The following is a 17,923-nucleotide window of genomic DNA, read 5'->3' as shown; positions in this document are numbered from 1 at the left end:
GCCTCGTATTTATGTCTCCAGAATCGCTCATTGATATCTTTCGAGAAGCACTGTCAATTATTGTATTGATAGTGTCAGCGATTATTTTGCCTGGCTTATTTATTGGTTTAATTGTGGCGGTCTTTCAAGCTGCAACTTCAATTAACGAGCAAACCTTAAGTTTTTTACCACGTTTACTCGTGACCTTATTTGCATTGATGTTTTTAGGCCACTGGCTAGTGCAAACTATGATGGATTTCTTCTATGAGATGGTCAACCTCATCCCACAGGTTATAGGTTAAGTTGTGGATATTTTGTTTGATGAAATCAGTCAAACAATTGCGGCCTATCTTTTGCCTTTTTTTCGTATTTCATCCATGTTGATGGTAATGGCTGTGTTTGGCGCAAATACTACACCCGCTCGAGTTCGGCTGATGTTATCTGTTGCGATAACTATGGCCGTTGCGCCTATGCTGCCTCCTATTGAAAATATCGAGCTAATGGCATTAGGTTCCGTTTTTGTGATTGCTCAGCAAATTTTGATCGGGGTCACTATGGGTTTTGTCACCTTAATGGTGATGCAAACTTTTGTGTTAACGGGGCAAATTATTGGTATGCAAACCAGTTTAGGTTTTGCCTCTATGGTCGATCCAGGATCCGGTGAGCAAACACCCGTAGTCAGTAACTTTTTTTTATTACTCGCCACATTAATTTTTTTAGCCGTAGATGGACATTTATTGATGTTGCGGATGTTGGTAGCCAGTTTTGAAACGATTCCAATTTCAAATCAAGGCATATCAATTGCTAATTACCGTGCCCTTGCTGATTGGGGCAGTTTCATGTTCGGCTCAGCCTTAACTATGTCGATTTCTGCGATTATTGCCTTGTTGCTAATCAATTTATCCTTTGGTGTGATGACTCGTGCATCGCCGCAATTAAATATTTTTTCGATTGGTTTTCCGGTCACTATGGTTAGCGGTTTATTGATTTTATGGTTAACGTTAGCCCCGATCATGGCGCATTTTGATGAGGTGTGGTTAGCTGCACAGCTGCTCATGTGTGATCTACTGCTACTTCAATGTCAAATTGATGGCTCAGTGGTTTTTTAGGGGGCATAGATGGCAGAAAATGATAGCAGTCAAGAACGCACCGAGGAACCTACAGGTAGGCGACTTGATCAAGCGCGTGAAAAAGGTCAAGTCGCCCGCTCTAAAGAGTTAGGTACTGCAGCTGTATTGCTTGCTGCATCGATAGGGTTTTCGATGACAGGACCTGCTATCGCCAAAAGTCTCTATACCATTATGAAGCAAGTTTTTTCAATGGAACGCGATCAAATTTTTGATACTAATTCCATGTTTCGGGTTTGGGGCGTTGTTGGCAATGAGCTTGCTTGGCCGTTGATCAGCTTTATTGCTTTATTGGCATTCGTGTCTTTTCTGGGGAATATTGCCTTAGGCGGCATGTCTTTTTCAGTCAAAGCCTTTATGCCAAAAGGCAGTAAAATGAACCCAATGAGCGGCTTTAAACGCATGTTTGGTACTCAAGCCTTAGTTGAACTTACAAAGGGTATCGCTAAATTTTCTGTGGTAGCGTTATCTGCATATTTCCTTCTTAGTTTTTATTTCTATGATATTTTGACTCTGTCTAGCGATCATCTTCCTGGTAATGTTTATCACGCCTTAGATTTGTTGATTTGGATGTTTATTTTACTGTGTAGCTCTATGCTATTGATTGTTGTTATTGATGTGCCATTTCAAATTTGGAATCATAACAAACAGTTAAAAATGACCAAGCAAGAAGTTAAAGATGAATATAAAGACACTGAAGGTAAGCCTGAAGTTAAAGGCCGCATAAGACAAATGCAGCAAGAGCTGGCGCAACGACGCATGATGACCGAGGTACCTAATGCTGATGTTATCGTGGTCAACCCTGAACACTATGCTGTGGCGGTTAAATACGATGTAAGTCGTTCTTCTGCCCCCTTTTTAATCGCTAAAGGGGTCGACGATGTTGCTTTTAAAATACGTGAAATTGCTCGTGAACATAATGTTGCTATTGTTTCTGCCCCACCACTTGCCCGTGCTATTTACCACACAACTAAAATAGACCAGCAAGTTCCAGAAGGCCTATTTACTGCAGTAGCACAAATACTCGCGTATGTTTTTCAGCTAAGACAATATCAAAAAGGCAAAGGTCGTCGGCCTAAACCCATTCCTATTAATCAACCTATTCCTGATGATTTAAAACATTAATCAACCCTATATCAGTCAAATCGCGACGTTATGAATGATGCTATAACTAATAGTGGCTTAGTTTTTGCTTTGTAGATTTATTAGCGTCAAATAAAAACATAGTATTTCGCAATAGACTATACAAAGGGTTCCCCTCTATGGATGCAAAAGCAGCTTTCGGGCAGTTTAAACAAATAAGACCATCGACATTTAAAGGTATCGGTACACCTTTATTGGTACTTGCTGCGCTTGGGATGGTAGTTTTACCCATTCCTGCATTTTTACTCGATATCCTATTTTCATTCAATATCGCGTTAGCATTAGTTGTGTTACTTGTTGCTATTTATTCAGACAGACCCCTTGATTTTGCTGCATTTCCGACTGTCTTACTGGTTGCTACTTTATTAAGACTCGCGCTTAACGTTGCCTCCACCCGTATTGTATTGCTCGAAGGTCATAATGGTGGTGATGCTGCGGGTAAAGTGATTGAAGCCTTTGGTTCTGTGGTTATTGGCGGCAACTATGCGGTTGGTTTAGTGGTGTTCATTATTCTTATTATCATTAACTTTGCTGTGGTAACTAAAGGTGCGGGGCGTATTGCTGAGGTGAGTGCTCGATTTACCTTGGATGCTATGCCGGGTAAGCAAATGGCCATTGATGCTGATTTAAATGCTGGCACCTTAACCCAAGACCAGGCGCGTATTCGCCGTGCTGAAGTGACTCGTGAAGCCGACTTTTATGGTGCGATGGACGGTGCTTCAAAGTTCGTTAAAGGTGATGCTATCGCCGGTATTATGATTCTTGTCATCAATATACTCGGTGGCTTTGTGATTGGTATCGTTCAGCATGATCTGGATTTTTCTAGTGCAGTAGAAATTTATACTTTGCTGACCATCGGTGATGGCTTGGTTGCGCAAATTCCCGGTTTATTATTATCAATTGCAGCCGCGTTAATGGTAACGCGTCAAAATGAATCTGGTGATATGGGCCAAATGATGTTTAGTCAGATGTTTGACAGTCACAAATCATTAGCCATTGCTGCTGGGTTACTGTTTATCATGGGGGTTGTCCCTGGAATGCCTCATGTGGCATTTTTGACCTTCGCATTTATTACTGCTGGTGCAGCGTATTTTGTCTACAAGCGTAATGTTGACAAAAAACAAGCGGCACTGACACTGGCGACCAAAGGGCCAGTAGAAGCTAGAGATAAAGAACCTAAAGAGTTAAGTTGGGATGATGTGCGCCATGTTGATACTATCGGTCTGGAAGTGGGATATCGGTTAATTCCATTGGTTGATAAGTCTCAGGGTGGTGAGTTATTAGGCCGAATTAAAGGTGTGCGTAAAAAATTGTCACAAGAATTAGGTTTTTTAGTGCCAGCGGTGCATATTCGTGACAATCTAGACTTATCGCCAAATGCATATCGTATTTCCTTAATGGGTGTGGTGGTAGGTGAGGCTGAAGTTAGACATGATTGTGAGCTAGCGATCAATCCTGGTCAGGTTTACGGTAAGCTTGACGGTATTGACACCCGTGACCCCGCTTTTGGTTTAGAGGCGGTGTGGATCACACCAGAGCAACGTGAACATGCACAAACATTAGGTTATACCGTCGTTGATACCGCAACGGTTGTGGCAACGCATATTAGTCAGTTATTGAGTAATAATGCAGCCAAACTATTAGGTTATGAAGAAGTGCAGCAGTTAATGGATATGCTTAGCAAGAACTCGCCTAAATTAGTCGATGGTTTTGTACCCGATATTATGCCGTTGGGTTCGGTTGTTAAAGTCATGCAAAACTTACTTAACGAAGGTGTCTCGGTTCGTGATTTACGCACCATAGTGCAGACATTATTAGAGTACGGCACCAAGAGTAATGATACCGAAGTCTTAACTGCAGCAGTGCGTATAGCGCTAAAACGCATGATAGTACAAGAAATCTCTGGGCCTGAACTTGAAATACCTGTCATTACATTGGCGCCAGAGTTGGAACAGATGTTGCATAAGTCTATGCAGGCGACTGGCGGTGAAGGACCGAATATTGAACCCGGCCTTGCAGAACGCATGCAGCAGTCATTATTAGATGCTGCACAGAAGCAAGAAATGGTAGGGCAACCAGCCATTTTATTGACCTCTGGTATGTTGAGGTCAACGCTGTCCAGATTTGTTAAATACACTATTCCAAATTTACGAGTGATTTCTTATCAAGAAATACCCGATGAGAAACAAATTAGAATTGTTTCTGCTGTTGGCCAATAGTGATAACGTCAGTTTATTGAGGTGCATAAGTGAAAATTAAACGATTTTTTGCCAAAGATATGCGCGAAGCATTGGCTCAAGTAAAAGAGACCTTAGGCTCTGACGCTGTCATTATGTCAAACAAAAAAGTAGCAGGCGGAATCGAAATTGTCGCCGCAGTCGATTATGATGAACCTAAGGCCTCTATTGCATCGCAAGCGCCGACGACTAGCTTTATGGATGTCAGTGAGGATCGCGTCTCAATAGGCGCTAAGCCTGTAATGAAAGCTCAATCTAAGGTAAATCCGCCACCGGAAGCAGATTCTCTTCAAGCATTGCTTGAAAAACAGCATAATCGCATGAAACAACAAATGTCTGTTCGCCAAGATGAACCTGAATTACCTGAGTGGGCGCGTCAATTACAAGGGGCAAAGTCAGCTAAGCCTACATCAACGTTAAAAGCGCAAGCCGCGCCTGAACATGCTAAAAAAACCAATAGAAATCAATCTGATGATATGGACGCGTTACGTGAAGAAATGGCTTCATTACGTAACTTATTGACTCATCAAGTGTCATCGTTAATGAAAGACCAAAAAAAGCGTACCGATCCAGTTGGTGCTATGCTTGAAAGTAAATTGATTGCCGCAGAGTTTTCTCCTGCAGTTGCTGCTAAACTAGCAGGATTGAGTCAACATTATACGCCAGCCGACTTAGTAAGAGCGCTACCGCAAAGCTTAGCTAACTTACTCGACAACCAAGGTGATGATATTGTCAAACGTGGGGGGGTGGTCGCTTTTGTTGGCCCAACAGGTGTAGGTAAGACGACTTCTTTAGCTAAAATAGCAGCTCGATTTGCTGCCCATCATGGCCCCGAGCAGGTGGCATTGATTACCACAGATCATTATCGTATTGGTGCCTATGAGCAATTAGCAACTTATGGCAAAATAATGGGCTGTCCGGTGAAACAAGCACATGATTTAGCCGAATTAGAACAAATTCTTTATCAATTTAGGAATCGTAAGTTAGTATTAATCGATACCGCCGGTATGGGGCAGCGAGATATGCGCTTATATCAGCAACTTGATAATTTGACGGCAAATAGTAGGATCCCCATTCGGAGTTACTTAGTCTTGTCCGCGACAGGCCAGCGCCGTGTCTTACAAGATGCTGTAGAACATTTTAAACGTATTCCATTAGCGGGTGCGATTTTAACAAAATTAGATGAATCAATATCAATTGCAGGTGCATTGAGCGTATTGATTCAAAATGAGTTACCATTAAGCTATGTTACTGACGGTCAACGTGTTCCTGAGGACATGAAAGTCGCAGATACACTAGAGCTAGCCAAGAAAGCTCTCGCGGCGTTAAATGAAACTGAACAACAATTATCACAAGACACAGTGTGGTCTAATGACACAGCCTATGCATTTGAGTAAAGATATGACTCGGGATCAAGCAAGTGGTTTACGTATGATGAATCAACCAAATAACGATAAAGTTAAAGTAATTGCCGTATCCGGTGGTAAAGGCGGAGTTGGTAAAACAAGTGTGTCAATTAATACTGCGGTAGCATTAGCCGAAAAGGGCAAACGTGTATTAGTACTTGATGCCGATTTAGGTTTAGCCAATGTCGATGTGATGCTCGGGATACGTGCTGAGAAAAATTTATCTCATGTTTTGTCAGGTGATGCCGAATTAGATGACATCATTGTTCGCGGACCCAAAGGTATCGGCATTGTTCCTGCTACATCAGGTTCACAAGCGATGGTTGAATTGACACCAGCACAACATGCCGGCTTGATCCGTGCATTTAGTGAAATGCGGACTCAGTTTGATATTTTAATTGTTGATACTGCTGCCGGTATATCAGATATGGTGCTGAGTTTTTCTCGTGCATCACAAGATGTATTAATTGTGGTTTGTGACGAACCAACATCGATTACTGATGCTTATGCGTTAATTAAGATACTAAGTCGTGAACATGGTGTGTTCCACTTCAAAATTGTGGCAAATATGGTACGTAGTTTACGAGAAGGTATGGAATTATTTGCTAAACTCAGTAAAGTGACTGATAGATTTCTAGATGTTGCATTGGAGTTGGTGGCAACCATTCCCTTTGATGAGAATTTACGTAAAGCAGTTCGTAAACAAAAACTAGTCGTTGAAGCGTATCCTAAATCACCTTCAGCCATTGCTTACCACGGATTAGCCAATAAAATTATGACTTGGCCTGTGCCACAGCAACCCGGTGGTCATTTAGAATTTTTTGTTGAACGTCTTGTACAACGTAAGCCGATACAAGAAGGAAGAACGGGTGAATAAAGCCGCAGCGTATACTCAGTTCGATAACAAAACGTCTATCATTGAACAGTATGCACCGTTGGTAAAAAGAATTGCTCATCATATGCTGGCAAGATTACCAGCATCGGTGCAACTTGATGACCTGTTACAAGCTGGAATGATGGGGTTGCTTGAGGCCTCATCAAAATTTGATAACAGCAAAGGTGCTAAGTTTGAAACTTTTGCTGGCATTAGAATTCGTGGAGCGATGATCGATGAAATTCGTCGTGGTGACTGGGTTCCACGCTCAGTTCACCGTAATAATCGTCGAGTTGCACAAGTAATTGATGAATTAGAGCAACAGCTTGGTCGTGATGCTTATGATACTGAAATTGCTGAAAAGCTTGAAATGTCGCTCGATGAGTACCATCATATCTTAAATGATGTTTCTGTTGGTAAAATCATAGGCATAGAAGATCTTGGTGTTTCACAAGATGTGTTAATCACAGATAATGAATCGCCAGATGAGGCCTTTGACTCGCTTGCTGAAATTCAATTCCAATCTGCATTGGTTGAAGCAATTAAGACATTGCCAGAAAGAGATGCGTTAGTGTTGTCGTTATATTACAACGAAGCATTAAATTTAAAAGAAATCGGTGCCATCCTTGATGTTAGTGAATCGCGTGTAAGCCAGATATTAAGTCAGGCAATGCTCAGATTAAAAGCTAAACTCAAGCATTGGACACAAGAATAATAACTTATTTAGAGCAAACGAGTGTCAGCTCACCGGAGGAAACCTTGGACAAGAATATGAAGATTCTTATTGTTGACGATTTTTCAACAATGAGGCGTATCATTAAGAACTTGTTGCGAGATTTGGGATTTAATAATACCCAAGAAGCAGATGATGGCTCAACAGCCCTACCTATGTTACAAAAAGGCGATTTTGATTTTGTAGTAACAGACTGGAACATGCCTGGAATGCAAGGTATTGATTTACTTAGAGCAATCCGTGCAGATGATTCGTTAAAGCATTTACCCGTATTGATGGTAACCGCAGAAGCCAAGCGTGAACAAATTATTGCTGCAGCGCAAGCTGGGGTAAATGGTTATGTGGTAAAGCCTTTCACCGCCGCAACGTTAAAAGAAAAGTTAGATAAAATCTTTGAACGACTCGCATAAGCAAGGATAAGTCATGCAGGCATCAATATCGGGGTTAATCACTCTCGAACAGGCCCAAGAACTTGTTGAATTGCTTACCTTAGGTCAGCAAGATAAAGCTGATGACGTCATCAGGGAGCTTGCTACACCATTGCAGCGTGAGCTTTTTGAAGAAGTGGGTAAGTTAACTCGACAACTTCATAGTGCATTAAAAGATTTCCAAATTGATAACCGTTTATCTGAATTAGCCAATACCGAAATTCCGGACGCTAAAGAAAGATTAAACTACGTTATCGATATGACAGAGCAAGCTGCTAACAAAACCATGGATGCAGTTGAAGAATGTCTACCTTTGGCCGATACCATTATCAGTAATATTCAATCAGTAACGCCAATGTGGGATAAATTGATGCGTCGTGACATCGAGTTGGGTGAGTTTAAATCACTTTGCCATGATGTTCAGCAGTTTATGTTACACAGTGAAAATGATTGTAATCGTCTTCGTGAGCTATTAAATCAAATTTTAATGGCGCAAGACTTCCAAGACTTAACTGGCCAAATGATCCGTCGAGTGATTGATTTAGTTCGTGAAGTAGAAAGTAATTTAGTTTCAATGCTAACGGTGTTTGGTGATCATATTACTGAGTCATCGCCAACGATAAACGATAATAAAATAGAAGCAGAAGGCCCCATCATGAATGCAGAACTGCGTGAAGATGTGGTGACAGGTCAGGATGAAGTAGACGATCTGCTATCAAGTCTGGGTTTCTAATTAGGAGTCAATTTAATGTCCTTTGATGTTGATGAAGAGATACTCCAGGACTTTTTAATTGAAGCTGGTGAGATTTTAGAGCTTCTACAAGAGCAGCTAGTTGCTCTTGAAAATAATCCTGATGACAGTGATTTACTTAATGCTATTTTCCGTGGATTTCATACTGTCAAAGGCGGAGCTGGTTTTTTAAGCTTAAAGCCGATGGTTGACGTGTGTCATGAAGCTGAAAATACGTTCGATTTATTGCGCACCGGAAAACGTGGCGTAAATGCAGAATTAATGGATATTATTTTGCAAGCGGTCGACGCCATTAATACTATGTTTGCTCAAACTCAACAGGGACAAGAACAAGACCCTGCAGATCCTATGCTACTTGCGAAACTCAAATTATTAAGCTCAGGTGCGCCATTACCCTCAGAGATGTCGGCTGCAGAACTTGAACCTATCGAAAATGTTGTTGAGGTTAACGAGCCTGAAGTCATTGAGGATGTGAGTTCTTTTACGGCAGAAACGTCTGATTCTGGCAGCATCGATGAAATTGATGAGTTAGAATTTGAAGCCTTGCTTGATGCCTTACACGGTTCAGGTAACAGTCCTGTTGCATCTAAATCTTCTGCAGTAAAGCAAGACAATATTGACTCAAAACCAGCACCAGCAAAAAGCAGTGACGAAATTACCGATGACGAATTTGAAGCACTCTTAGACGAGTTACACGGCTCAGGTTCATTTAAAGCCAAAGACGAACCTGTGGTTGCCGCTAAGCCTGCAAGTACACCAGTTGCTCAACCCGCAGTAGACTCAGATGAAATCACCGACGATGAGTTTGAACGTCTTTTAGATGAATTACACGGTAAAGGCACTGCCCCAGTAGCGAAAGTGCAATCAACTCCGGTTGCTGCAGAATCTGCTAAAGCGGTTACTCCTCCACAGGCAGCAAAACCCGCTCCGACTCCAGTTGCTAAGCCAGTTATGCCATCGACTCCAGCCGTTGTGCCAAAAGTTGAACCCTTAGCAGATAAAGCCCCAGTCAAAGCGTCGTCTGTGCCACAAGGTGAAACCACAGTTCGCGTTGATACCGCTCGTTTAGATCAAATCATGAATATGGTTGGTGAATTGGTATTAGTCCGTAATCGACTGGTGAGCTTAGGCATTAATCGTGAAGACGAGGAAATGTCAAAAGCACTTACTAACCTTGATTTGGTGACAGCTGATTTACAAGGTGCGGTGATGAAGACGCGCATGCAACCTATCAAGAAAGTATTTGGTCGTTTCCCACGGGTTGTTCGAGATTTAGCGCGTACATTAAATAAAGAAATTGATTTAGTGATGATTGGTGAAGACACCGATCTTGATAAAAATTTAGTTGAAGCTTTAGCAGATCCTTTGGTCCACTTAGTGAGAAACTCAGTCGACCACGGTATTGAAATGCCGGTGACTCGTGAAGCAAATGGTAAATCCCGAACCGGTACTATTACCTTATCGGCTAGCCAAGAAGGTGATCACATCCTGCTGAAAATTGAGGATGATGGCGCTGGCATGGATCCTGAAAAGCTAAAACAAATTGCGATAAGTCGTGGTGTGCTCGATGAAGATGCCGCCTCGAGAATGACTGATAACGAAGCGTATAATCTGATTTTCGCTCCAGGGTTTTCAACTAAAGTTGAAATCTCAGACATTTCAGGCCGTGGTGTGGGTATGGATGTGGTGAAAACCCGCATAAATCAACTCAATGGTACTGTCTACATTGATTCGATGAAAGGTAAGGGCACCACACTTGAAATTAAAGTGCCGTTAACCTTGGCTATCATGCCAACCTTGATGGTTGATGTGTCTAATCAAGTTTTCGCTCTGCCATTATCGAGTGTTAATGAGATATTTAATTTAGATTTAACCAAAACCAATATTGTAGATGGTCAATTAACGGTTATTTTCCGTAATAAAGCCGTGCCATTATTTTATCTAGAACATTGGTTGCACAGTAAGAAATCGACATTTAAGCATGGTGATAAGAAGCATGGCCATGTTGTGATTGTTCAACTTGGTACGATGCAAATCGGTTTCGTTGTTGATGCATTAATTGGGCAAGAAGAAGTTGTCATCAAACCACTTGGCAGTATGTTACAAGGTACGCCAGGAATGGCGGGGGCAACAATTACATCAGATGGTGGTATTGCACTTATTTTAGATGTGCCAGGACTACTGAAACATTACGCCAAAAGCAAAAAATAAAAAAGTTCCATTATTTAAGGAATTCAATGGCCATAAAAGTATTAGTTGTAGATGATTCTAGCTTTTTTCGACGTCGAGTCAGTGAGATTGTTAATAAAGATCCTGATCTCGAAGTCGTTGCTGTTGCTGTTAACGGTAAAGAAGCTGTTGAAATGGCTGCAAAGTTAAAGCCTCAAGTCATTACCATGGACATTGAAATGCCAGTGATGGATGGTATTACTGCTGTGCGTGAAATCATGGCTACTAACCCCACTCCAATTTTAATGTTTTCATCATTAACTCATGATGGTGCCAAAGCGACACTTGATGCGTTAGAAGCCGGCGCATTAGATTTTTTACCAAAACGCTTTGAAGATATTGCGACCAATAAAGACGATGCAATACTGTTACTGCAGCAGCGAATTAAAGCTTTGGGGCGACGCAGAGTATATCGCCCAAGTTCAGCATCAAGTTCATTATCGACTTCATCATCACCTGAACCTCGTAAAACATCGGTTTCCGCTTCGGATACCTATTCATCTCGTCGTCCATTTAGCAGCGGTTTAACTCCAACGCCTGCGGCAACCTACTCTAGTGCATCTCCCGATCGCCATACTCCCAATAACACGAGTTCATCAATATCGTCTATTCGGGCTAGTGGTAAACAATACAAAGTATTACTTATCGGGACTTCAACTGGTGGACCAGTGGCTTTGCAGAAAGTATTAACCGCTTTTCCTGCGAATTATCCTCATCCAATTGTATTGATCCAGCACATGCCTGCAGCATTTACTCCTGCATTTGCAGCACGTTTAAATACATTGTGTCAAATTGATGTAAAAGAGGCTGAAAATGGGGATGTTATGCGCCCTGGATGCGCTTATTTAGCGCCCGGTGGTATGCAGCTTATGGTTGAGCGAAATGGTATTACAGGCAGACTTAAAGTTGTTCCTGGTACCCCTGAAATGAATTATAAGCCAAGTGTAGATATTACTTTTGCGTCTGCATCTAAAGCTTTTGGTGGAGATGTTTTGGCTGTAGTGTTGACTGGGATGGGGGCCGACGGTAGAGAAGGGGCTAGAATGTTAAAGTCTGTTGGTGCAACCATTTGGGCACAAGATGAAGCGAGTTGTGTTGTCTATGGTATGCCACAAGCTGTAGCATCTGCTGGTATCTCGACTCACTCTATTTCGTTGGATAATATTGCTGAAGCTATTTTAAAAGAGTCTAGTCGTGGCTAAGTCGAGTTATTCCTTACAGACTAAGCAAATGCTGGGTTTTTTTCTGTGTTTTATTGCCATCTTAGTACTAGCGGGTTTGTATGTTGATGCGAATAAAAAGATAACACTATTAAAGCAAGATGTAGCTCGTTTAACCGACTCTCAAGTACTTTTGATGGTTCCTGAGGAGCAAGCTGCTAATATTGCTAATTGGTTAACTCAGCATCCTGAACAAACTCAAGCAATTGTTGCGTCCGCAGGACAAGAGCAAGCTAAAAGTGTGTTGTTTGGACCTGGCGCTTTAGATGATGATCAGCCCACTAAACTTAAGCATCCCGAAGTTGTTAGTGAAGGCAATAATCAAGAAATCATAGTGTCAGAAGATGCTCAAGGGGTTAAGGTGATCCGTTTACCTAACGGCGGGATCCGTGTAACAACCCGTGATGATACACAACACAAGCAGTAGTCAATATTCCATAACAGCATCATTATAATGAGTTGAGAGGCTTTTTTTGAAAGTATGGACGGTAGCGAATCAAAAAGGTGGTGTCGGTAAAACAACCACAGTAGCCAGTTTAGCCGGAGCATTGGTTAAGCGTGGTCAACGAGTGCTGATGATTGATACTGATCCTCATGCTTCATTGGGTTATTACTTAGGTATTGATTCAGATGAAGTGCCATGTTCGCTTTATGATGTCTTTTTGAATCACCAGACACTGACTCAAGAGTTTATATTACAAAATGTCATCCCTACTCAAATAGAGGGACTGGATATTATTGCTGCTAATATGGCGTTAGCAACACTGGATAGATCTTTAGGTCATCAGGAAGGTATGGGCTTGGTGTTGCGCAATTTATTGGCGCTACTTGAAGATAAATATGATGTGGCTATCATTGATTGCCCACCTGTTTTAGGGGTGCTAATGGTCAATGCATTAGCTGCAAGTCATCACATTATTATACCGGTTCAGACTGAGTTTTTAGCCATAAAAGGCCTTGAACGTATGGTGAAAACCATGGAAATCATGGGGCGCTCCAAGAAAACACGATATAGCTTCACAGTATTACCGACTATGTATGACAAGCGAACTAAAGCCTCACCTATCGCACTACAATTTTTGCAGGATAAATATGGTTCATCACTTTGGCCAAGTGATGTGATTCCTGTGGACACTAAATTTAGAGATGCAAGCTTGGCTCATTTACCAGCATCACATTATTCAGCCAGTAGCCGAGGTGTAAAAGCTTACAATCGTCTGCTGGATTTTTTATTTTCTCAGGAGTTTAACCATGTCAAAATCGGTTGATGAAACTGTTTTTGATTATTTCAGTCTTTTACTACAGGAATCGTCAGAGTCGATTCCTGTGAATCCTGCTAATAATATTACTACTAAATCGCTAAATATTATCGAGGACAAGCTGGCTGATACCACCACAATAGCCGCATCTTCATCAGCTCATTATTCACCGCCAACTTTGTCTAAGATTTCATCTGTTGTTGCGAGCCAGTGGGATTATGCCCAGCCGACAACCAGTGTAGATAAACTGGCGCTTGAAAAATTATTATCAGCAGTATCTACACCTAGTGCTGAAACAGATTTATCGCAACAGATCAAAAACAGCGCAGAACGTGTTCGTCAGGCAATTAGTGATATTGAGCCTAAAGCAGTCGTTAATAATACAAAAACACAAGAAATAGAGCTAACGGATAAAGAAATCAAGCCGTTAGTCGATATAAATAATAACGAAAGTTCACATGCTGTTATAAAAGACGCTATTATTAAGCATGAAGAGTTGGTGATGAATTCGGCGGAGCAAGTGCAAACGCCACCACAAACTCAGGTTGGGCATCAACCACCGAGTATCACCCATGATTTACAAGAAGTACTTGATGATGAGTTTCAGGTGCTATTCTTTAATGTTGCAGGGTTAACGTTAGCGGTACCACTAGTGAGCTTGGGGGGGATTATTAAAATTGACAAGATAAACCATCTTATTGGTAGGCCCTCTTGGTTTAAAGGGGTGCAAACCCACCGAGATACTAAAATTAATGTGGTTGATACATGTGCATGGGTAATGCCTGAAAAATATTCTCCAGCATTAGCACAAACGGTAAATTATCAATATCTTGTTATGCTAGAAGATAGTCAGTGGGGACTAACGTGCGAATCGTTAGTTAACGCCGTTAAAATAGATAAATCCCACGTCAATTGGCGTGAAAAACCGGGTAAGCGTCCTTGGCTTGCTGGGGTAGTAAAACAACAAATGTGTGGCATTTTACATGTTCAAGCATTAATCAAAATGCTTGATGCAGGTTTAGGTTGTCAGGATTCGATTGACCGAGGTTAACTATGAGCGATTCTAGAAGTGTAGCAGCGGTTGCTGCAAGTAAAGACGATGCAGTATTACAATGGGTAACATTTAAATTAGATAATGAAACCTATGGTATTAACGTAATGCAAGTTCAGGAAGTATTACGTTATACCGAAATAGCTCCTGTGCCAGGTGCTCCTGATTATGTGTTAGGGATTATTAACCTTCGCGGAAACGTAGTTACCGTTATCGATACTCGTTCACGTTTTGGCTTACAATCAGCAGAATTAGACGACTCGACTCGTATCGTGATTATTGAAGCAGAAAAACAAGTTATTGGTATCTTAGTTGATAGCGTGGCTGAAGTCGTATACTTGCGCCGTTCTGAAATCGATAACGCTCCTAATGTCGGCACGGAAGAAAGTGCTAAATTTATTCAAGGGGTGAGTAATCGCGACAACGAGTTATTAATCTTGGTTGATTTAGATAAACTATTATCTGACGATGAGTGGGTTGAATTAACTCAAATCTAGTCGTGTTGTATCCGAAAAGCCAACCGAATCACTGTTGGCTTTTTTGTTTGGCTTAGTGCTTTTGAGTAATAGCAACATAGGTATGTTAATGGGTGATGAATTTCTAATTGCAGCTTTAGTGTGTGCGATTGCATGTCTTGTTTTAGTACTTTACTTGCAAAAACAGTCGAGTAAATTAAAAACTAAAGTGGATGCCCTGACTGTGTTGGTTAAAGAAAGCGACCGTCAGCGTGAAGCTGTTAAGCGTGAGTTACACGAATTACGCAGTGGTACTATTGGTGTCGGTAGGCGAGTTGTCGAACTAGAAAAAAAACTGTCTAAACAGTCTGATATGCTTGAAGAAGCTAGTCAGCAAGACCCACAAGCTAAATTATACTCGCGTGCGCTTAAAATGGTCGGCCTTGGGGCTGGTATTGAAGAGTTAATGCAAGAGTGTGAATTGCCAAAAGCAGAAGCGGAATTAATACTGCGGCTGCACAGAAAATAGCTCAATAGTGGTTGTCTGTGAACCATAATATAAAAGCCATCGAAAGATGGCTTTTTAGTGGAGCATTATTTGGCGTTAGTGTTTGAGTCAGCGTGCTATTTACGACGCATCTTAGCAACAAACATCCCATCACTATCGGCTTGTTGAGGCCAAATCGTTAACATATCAAATTGCTCACCAGTAAAAGGATGTATGACTGGTTCAAGTTCAAACTCAGACGTTACTGATAAAAAGTCTTTCACAATCTGTTCATTTTCACTTGGTGATAAAGAGCAGGTGGCATAAACCAACTTACCGCCCGATTTTACTGCAGCAGCGCTTCGACGTAAAATTGCTAATTGAAGCATAGGCTTGTCTGTAATCGCGCTAGCATCATCAAGCCAGCGCATATCAGGATTTCGACGCCAAGTGCCGGTGCAGCTGCAGGGTGCATCAACTAATACACCGTCAAAAGCATTAGCATCGACAGGCAATACCTCTCCTTTCCATGGCGCGACACTGATATGCTCAAAACCCGCACGTTTAGCTCTTTTACGCAGTTCTTCTAAAGGTTTATGGCGAATATCTGATGCCGTAATGCTACCGCTGAATTCCGTGCTTTGCTGTGACATTAATGAATGCAATTGCAGGGATTTACCGCCAGCACCACTGCACGCATCCCACCATTTCTCATGATTGTTCGGCTGGCAAATTTGGCCAATAACTTGTGAGGCTAAATCCTGAATTTCAAGATGACCTTGTTTATAAACCTCTATCTCATTTAGATTAATACTTTTATGCCCTAGACTAATGGCATCGGCAAAGTAGCCGCTGGTTTTAGCTTCAACACCCGCTTGTTTAAGTGACGCAATTAATTTGGCTGTTGATAATGTTTGTGCCCGAGCCCAAATGGGGGGGCGAGTCGTCATTGCGTTAACAAGCGCATATTGCTCTGTGCTATCTACTGGACAAAGTTGCCAAAACCATTGGGGTAATAACTGAGTGATTTGACAACTTTCTATCGCGCTTAAAGCAATATAAGCGGCTAATTTATCTTTTAATGTGGCTTGATTATCTAGGGTAGTTTGATCTGCGCGGGTTTGAGGCCAATCAGCAAAATCATTCCAAGCACCAGTGACATCATGCCATGGGTGTTGTTCTAACATTGCACAAGCACTTAATTGTTGGAACCATGTAGTGTGTTTTTGATTGGTCTCTAACTGGCTTAACCAACCCCACCAGCGAAATAAACCAAACAAACTTTCACGGATCACTCGTCTATCTTTAGAGCCATGTTTTTTATGCTCGCGAAAATATTGGCCAATGATTCTATCGGCTGGCATGCCGGTGTTCATCACTTGATTGAAGAGTGATTCAATCGTTGTCGAGTAACTTAAGGCACGTTTTTGTGCTGGCGTGATCGCAGCGATTTCGGACGCAGATGTCTCAATTGATGGTGTTGTGTTAGACATGGCGGAAATATTATGGCTCATGAATTGACCTGGTAATAGGTGCAGCAACTAACAGAGTGCTGCACCGGAAACTATTTTTTGCTAGTTTAACACGGCTTACCTAAATAATGAGCTAAAACTATAACAGCGTAAAAATGAGTTAATATTTTCAACAACACCATGATTAACTTGTCGTTATGGTGCTTAAAGACTAAAAATCTAGCTCTAGGGCAAAGCATAAGTAAGCCATTAATGCGCGAGTATGCTGATATTCTTGCGCACAAAACTCGACAAAATCAGCCTGGCATACTTGCTCAGGACTAATGGATTTTATGGCGATAAAGTCTTTACGCTTTAGCTCGTCAATCATGGGATGATGTTTATCAAATCCGCGTGGCGGTCTGGATAAGCTATCGCCTGTTAATTCAAATCCAGCCTGCCTCAATTGCGCTAATGCTTTTTGGTACGCGTTAGGGTTTTCATCAATACAATGGCGAATTGCATTGAGCGTTTTTGATTCAGGATGCCAAATTCCAGCCGCAATAAAGCATTCATCATTGGCAATATGGACATAAAATCCAGGCGCATGCACATCTTTTGCCTGAAAGTGTCTAAACTGGATACCCACATTGGTCTTATAAGGCGTTTTATTTTTACTAAAGCGACTGTCGCGTTGTGGGCGCATTAGGCTACCCCCGACTTTTTTAGCCACAGCAACAAATCGTGGTGATAAGCCTAAAATGGGTCCTTGCATGGCTTGTATAAATTGTAATGCAGGGCTTCTAACCTGATCTTCATATTGTTGCTGGTTGGCTTTAAACCATTCTCTATCATTATTGGCTGCTAGAGTGTTTAAAAAATCGAAACTAAGTTGACTGAACATGACGATACCTTTTTACAATAGCGATGCAGATTATAATGTTATAATTTTACTAGTATGTTAAACAATGTCTGTAGTAAGTGACATAGCTAGGATTTATTTAAACTATTAAGATTGAATACCTTATGTTGACATCTCTATATTAATGCGGTGTTTTTTGGTATTTTATCTAGAGTAAACATAATATTTTGA

At 41.5% G+C, this 17,923-nt stretch carries 18 protein-coding genes; 16 read left to right on the top strand and 2 right to left on the bottom strand.

Annotation, left to right across the window (positions count from 1 at the left end; all coding sequences use genetic code 11):
• The first annotated feature begins 11 nt into the window (after positions 1–11).
• The 16 genes from fliQ (at position 12) to GW828_RS17295 (ending at position 15,421) form a co-directional block, all read left to right on the top strand.
• Positions 12–281, top strand: coding sequence for a flagellar biosynthesis protein FliQ (gene fliQ, locus GW828_RS17370; RefSeq protein ID WP_182698018.1), 270 nt, complete (start codon positions 12–14; stop codon positions 279–281).
• A 3-nt stretch (positions 282–284) separates the two neighbouring features.
• Entirely contained in the window at positions 285–1,088 is an 804-nt protein-coding gene (gene fliR / locus GW828_RS17365; RefSeq protein WP_182698019.1) for a flagellar biosynthetic protein FliR, read from the top strand.
• Between the two features lie 9 nt (positions 1,089–1,097).
• On the top strand, positions 1,098–2,231 hold the full coding sequence (gene flhB, locus GW828_RS17360; protein WP_182698020.1) for a flagellar biosynthesis protein FlhB: 1,134 nt from the start codon (positions 1,098–1,100) through the stop codon (positions 2,229–2,231).
• 137 nt (positions 2,232–2,368) lie between these two features.
• Positions 2,369–4,468, top strand: coding sequence for a flagellar biosynthesis protein FlhA (flhA, locus tag GW828_RS17355; protein ID WP_273059456.1), 2,100 nt, complete (start codon positions 2,369–2,371; stop codon positions 4,466–4,468).
• A gap of 29 nt (positions 4,469–4,497) precedes the next feature.
• Positions 4,498–5,883 (top strand): flagellar biosynthesis GTPase FlhF, encoded by a 1,386-nt coding sequence (gene flhF, locus GW828_RS17350; protein ID WP_182757210.1) that lies wholly within the window; start codon positions 4,498–4,500, stop codon positions 5,881–5,883.
• A gap of 4 nt (positions 5,884–5,887) precedes the next feature.
• A complete protein-coding gene (locus GW828_RS17345) occupies positions 5,888–6,769 on the top strand; it encodes a MinD/ParA family protein (RefSeq protein ID WP_124017021.1) in 882 nt (293 codons plus the stop codon).
• Entirely contained in the window at positions 6,762–7,481 is a 720-nt protein-coding gene (locus tag GW828_RS17340) for an RNA polymerase sigma factor FliA (RefSeq protein WP_182698022.1), read from the top strand. The genes GW828_RS17345 and GW828_RS17340 overlap by 8 nt, the downstream gene beginning before the upstream one ends.
• 44 nt (positions 7,482–7,525) lie before the next feature.
• A complete protein-coding gene (gene cheY / locus GW828_RS17335) occupies positions 7,526–7,909 on the top strand; it encodes a chemotaxis response regulator CheY (protein ID WP_011919599.1) in 384 nt (127 codons plus the stop codon).
• Between the two features lie 13 nt (positions 7,910–7,922).
• Positions 7,923–8,660 (top strand): protein phosphatase CheZ, encoded by a 738-nt coding sequence (locus GW828_RS17330; protein WP_124016941.1) that lies wholly within the window; start codon positions 7,923–7,925, stop codon positions 8,658–8,660.
• 15 nt (positions 8,661–8,675) lie between these two features.
• Positions 8,676–10,889, top strand: coding sequence for a chemotaxis protein CheA (locus GW828_RS17325; protein WP_273059445.1), 2,214 nt, complete (start codon positions 8,676–8,678; stop codon positions 10,887–10,889).
• 26 nt (positions 10,890–10,915) lie between these two features.
• Positions 10,916–12,109 (top strand): protein-glutamate methylesterase/protein-glutamine glutaminase, encoded by a 1,194-nt coding sequence (locus tag GW828_RS17320; protein WP_273059443.1) that lies wholly within the window; start codon positions 10,916–10,918, stop codon positions 12,107–12,109.
• Positions 12,102–12,554 carry a membrane anchored protein in chemotaxis locus gene (locus tag GW828_RS17315; protein ID WP_273059441.1) on the top strand — a complete coding sequence of 151 codons (453 nt, stop codon included), beginning with the start codon at positions 12,102–12,104 and terminating at the stop codon, positions 12,552–12,554. Before GW828_RS17320 ends, GW828_RS17315 begins: the two co-directional genes overlap by 8 nt.
• Before the next feature lie 46 nt (positions 12,555–12,600).
• Positions 12,601–13,395, top strand: a complete 795-nt coding sequence (locus GW828_RS17310) for a ParA family protein (RefSeq protein ID WP_124016944.1) — start codon at positions 12,601–12,603, stop codon at positions 13,393–13,395.
• A complete protein-coding gene (locus tag GW828_RS17305; protein ID WP_124016945.1) occupies positions 13,379–14,437 on the top strand; it encodes a chemotaxis protein CheW in 1,059 nt (352 codons plus the stop codon). The genes GW828_RS17310 and GW828_RS17305 overlap by 17 nt, the downstream gene beginning before the upstream one ends.
• Positions 14,438–14,439: 2 nt before the next feature.
• A complete protein-coding gene (locus tag GW828_RS17300) occupies positions 14,440–14,934 on the top strand; it encodes a chemotaxis protein CheW (RefSeq protein ID WP_124016946.1) in 495 nt (164 codons plus the stop codon).
• 88 nt (positions 14,935–15,022) lie between these two features.
• Positions 15,023–15,421 (top strand): DUF2802 domain-containing protein, encoded by a 399-nt coding sequence (locus tag GW828_RS17295; RefSeq protein ID WP_124016947.1) that lies wholly within the window; start codon positions 15,023–15,025, stop codon positions 15,419–15,421.
• A 95-nt stretch (positions 15,422–15,516) separates the two neighbouring features.
• On the opposite strand, the gene GW828_RS17290 is transcribed toward GW828_RS17295, so the two are convergent.
• The gene (locus GW828_RS17290; protein ID WP_273059438.1) at positions 15,517–16,893 is read right to left on the bottom strand and encodes an RsmB/NOP family class I SAM-dependent RNA methyltransferase; all 1,377 of its coding nucleotides are present in this window, start codon (positions 16,891–16,893) and stop codon (positions 15,517–15,519) included.
• Positions 16,894–17,062: 169 nt separating this feature from the next.
• Positions 17,063–17,734, bottom strand: coding sequence for a DUF2461 domain-containing protein (locus GW828_RS17285; protein ID WP_124016949.1), 672 nt, complete (start codon positions 17,732–17,734; stop codon positions 17,063–17,065).
• Positions 17,735–17,923: the final 189 nt, after the last annotated feature.

It is taken from the genome of Shewanella vesiculosa, assembly GCF_009994065.1.
Classification (GTDB): Bacteria; Pseudomonadota; Gammaproteobacteria; order Enterobacterales; family Shewanellaceae; genus Shewanella; species Shewanella vesiculosa.
The sequence above is the reverse complement of the archived record's forward strand: the minus strand, read 5'-3'. Positions and strand labels throughout refer to the sequence as shown.

Coding starts and splice junctions, on each gene's coding strand:
- fliQ (WP_182698018.1), top strand. CDS start 12: ATGTCTCCAGAATCGCTCATTGATATCTTTCGAGAAGCACTGTCAATT.
- flhB (WP_182698020.1), top strand. CDS start 1,098: ATGGCAGAAAATGATAGCAGTCAAGAACGCACCGAGGAACCTACAGGT.
- flhA (WP_273059456.1), top strand. CDS start 2,369: ATGGATGCAAAAGCAGCTTTCGGGCAGTTTAAACAAATAAGACCATCG.
- GW828_RS17345 (WP_124017021.1), top strand. CDS start 5,888: ATGACTCGGGATCAAGCAAGTGGTTTACGTATGATGAATCAACCAAAT.
- GW828_RS17330 (WP_124016941.1), top strand. CDS start 7,923: ATGCAGGCATCAATATCGGGGTTAATCACTCTCGAACAGGCCCAAGAA.
- GW828_RS17325 (WP_273059445.1), top strand. CDS start 8,676: ATGTCCTTTGATGTTGATGAAGAGATACTCCAGGACTTTTTAATTGAA.
- GW828_RS17320 (WP_273059443.1), top strand. CDS start 10,916: ATGGCCATAAAAGTATTAGTTGTAGATGATTCTAGCTTTTTTCGACGT.
- GW828_RS17305 (WP_124016945.1), top strand. CDS start 13,379: ATGTCAAAATCGGTTGATGAAACTGTTTTTGATTATTTCAGTCTTTTA.
- GW828_RS17300 (WP_124016946.1), top strand. CDS start 14,440: ATGAGCGATTCTAGAAGTGTAGCAGCGGTTGCTGCAAGTAAAGACGAT.
- GW828_RS17295 (WP_124016947.1), top strand. CDS start 15,023: ATGGGTGATGAATTTCTAATTGCAGCTTTAGTGTGTGCGATTGCATGT.
- GW828_RS17290 (WP_273059438.1), bottom strand. CDS start 16,893: ATGAGCCATAATATTTCCGCCATGTCTAACACAACACCATCAATTGAG.
- GW828_RS17285 (WP_124016949.1), bottom strand. CDS start 17,734: ATGTTCAGTCAACTTAGTTTCGATTTTTTAAACACTCTAGCAGCCAAT.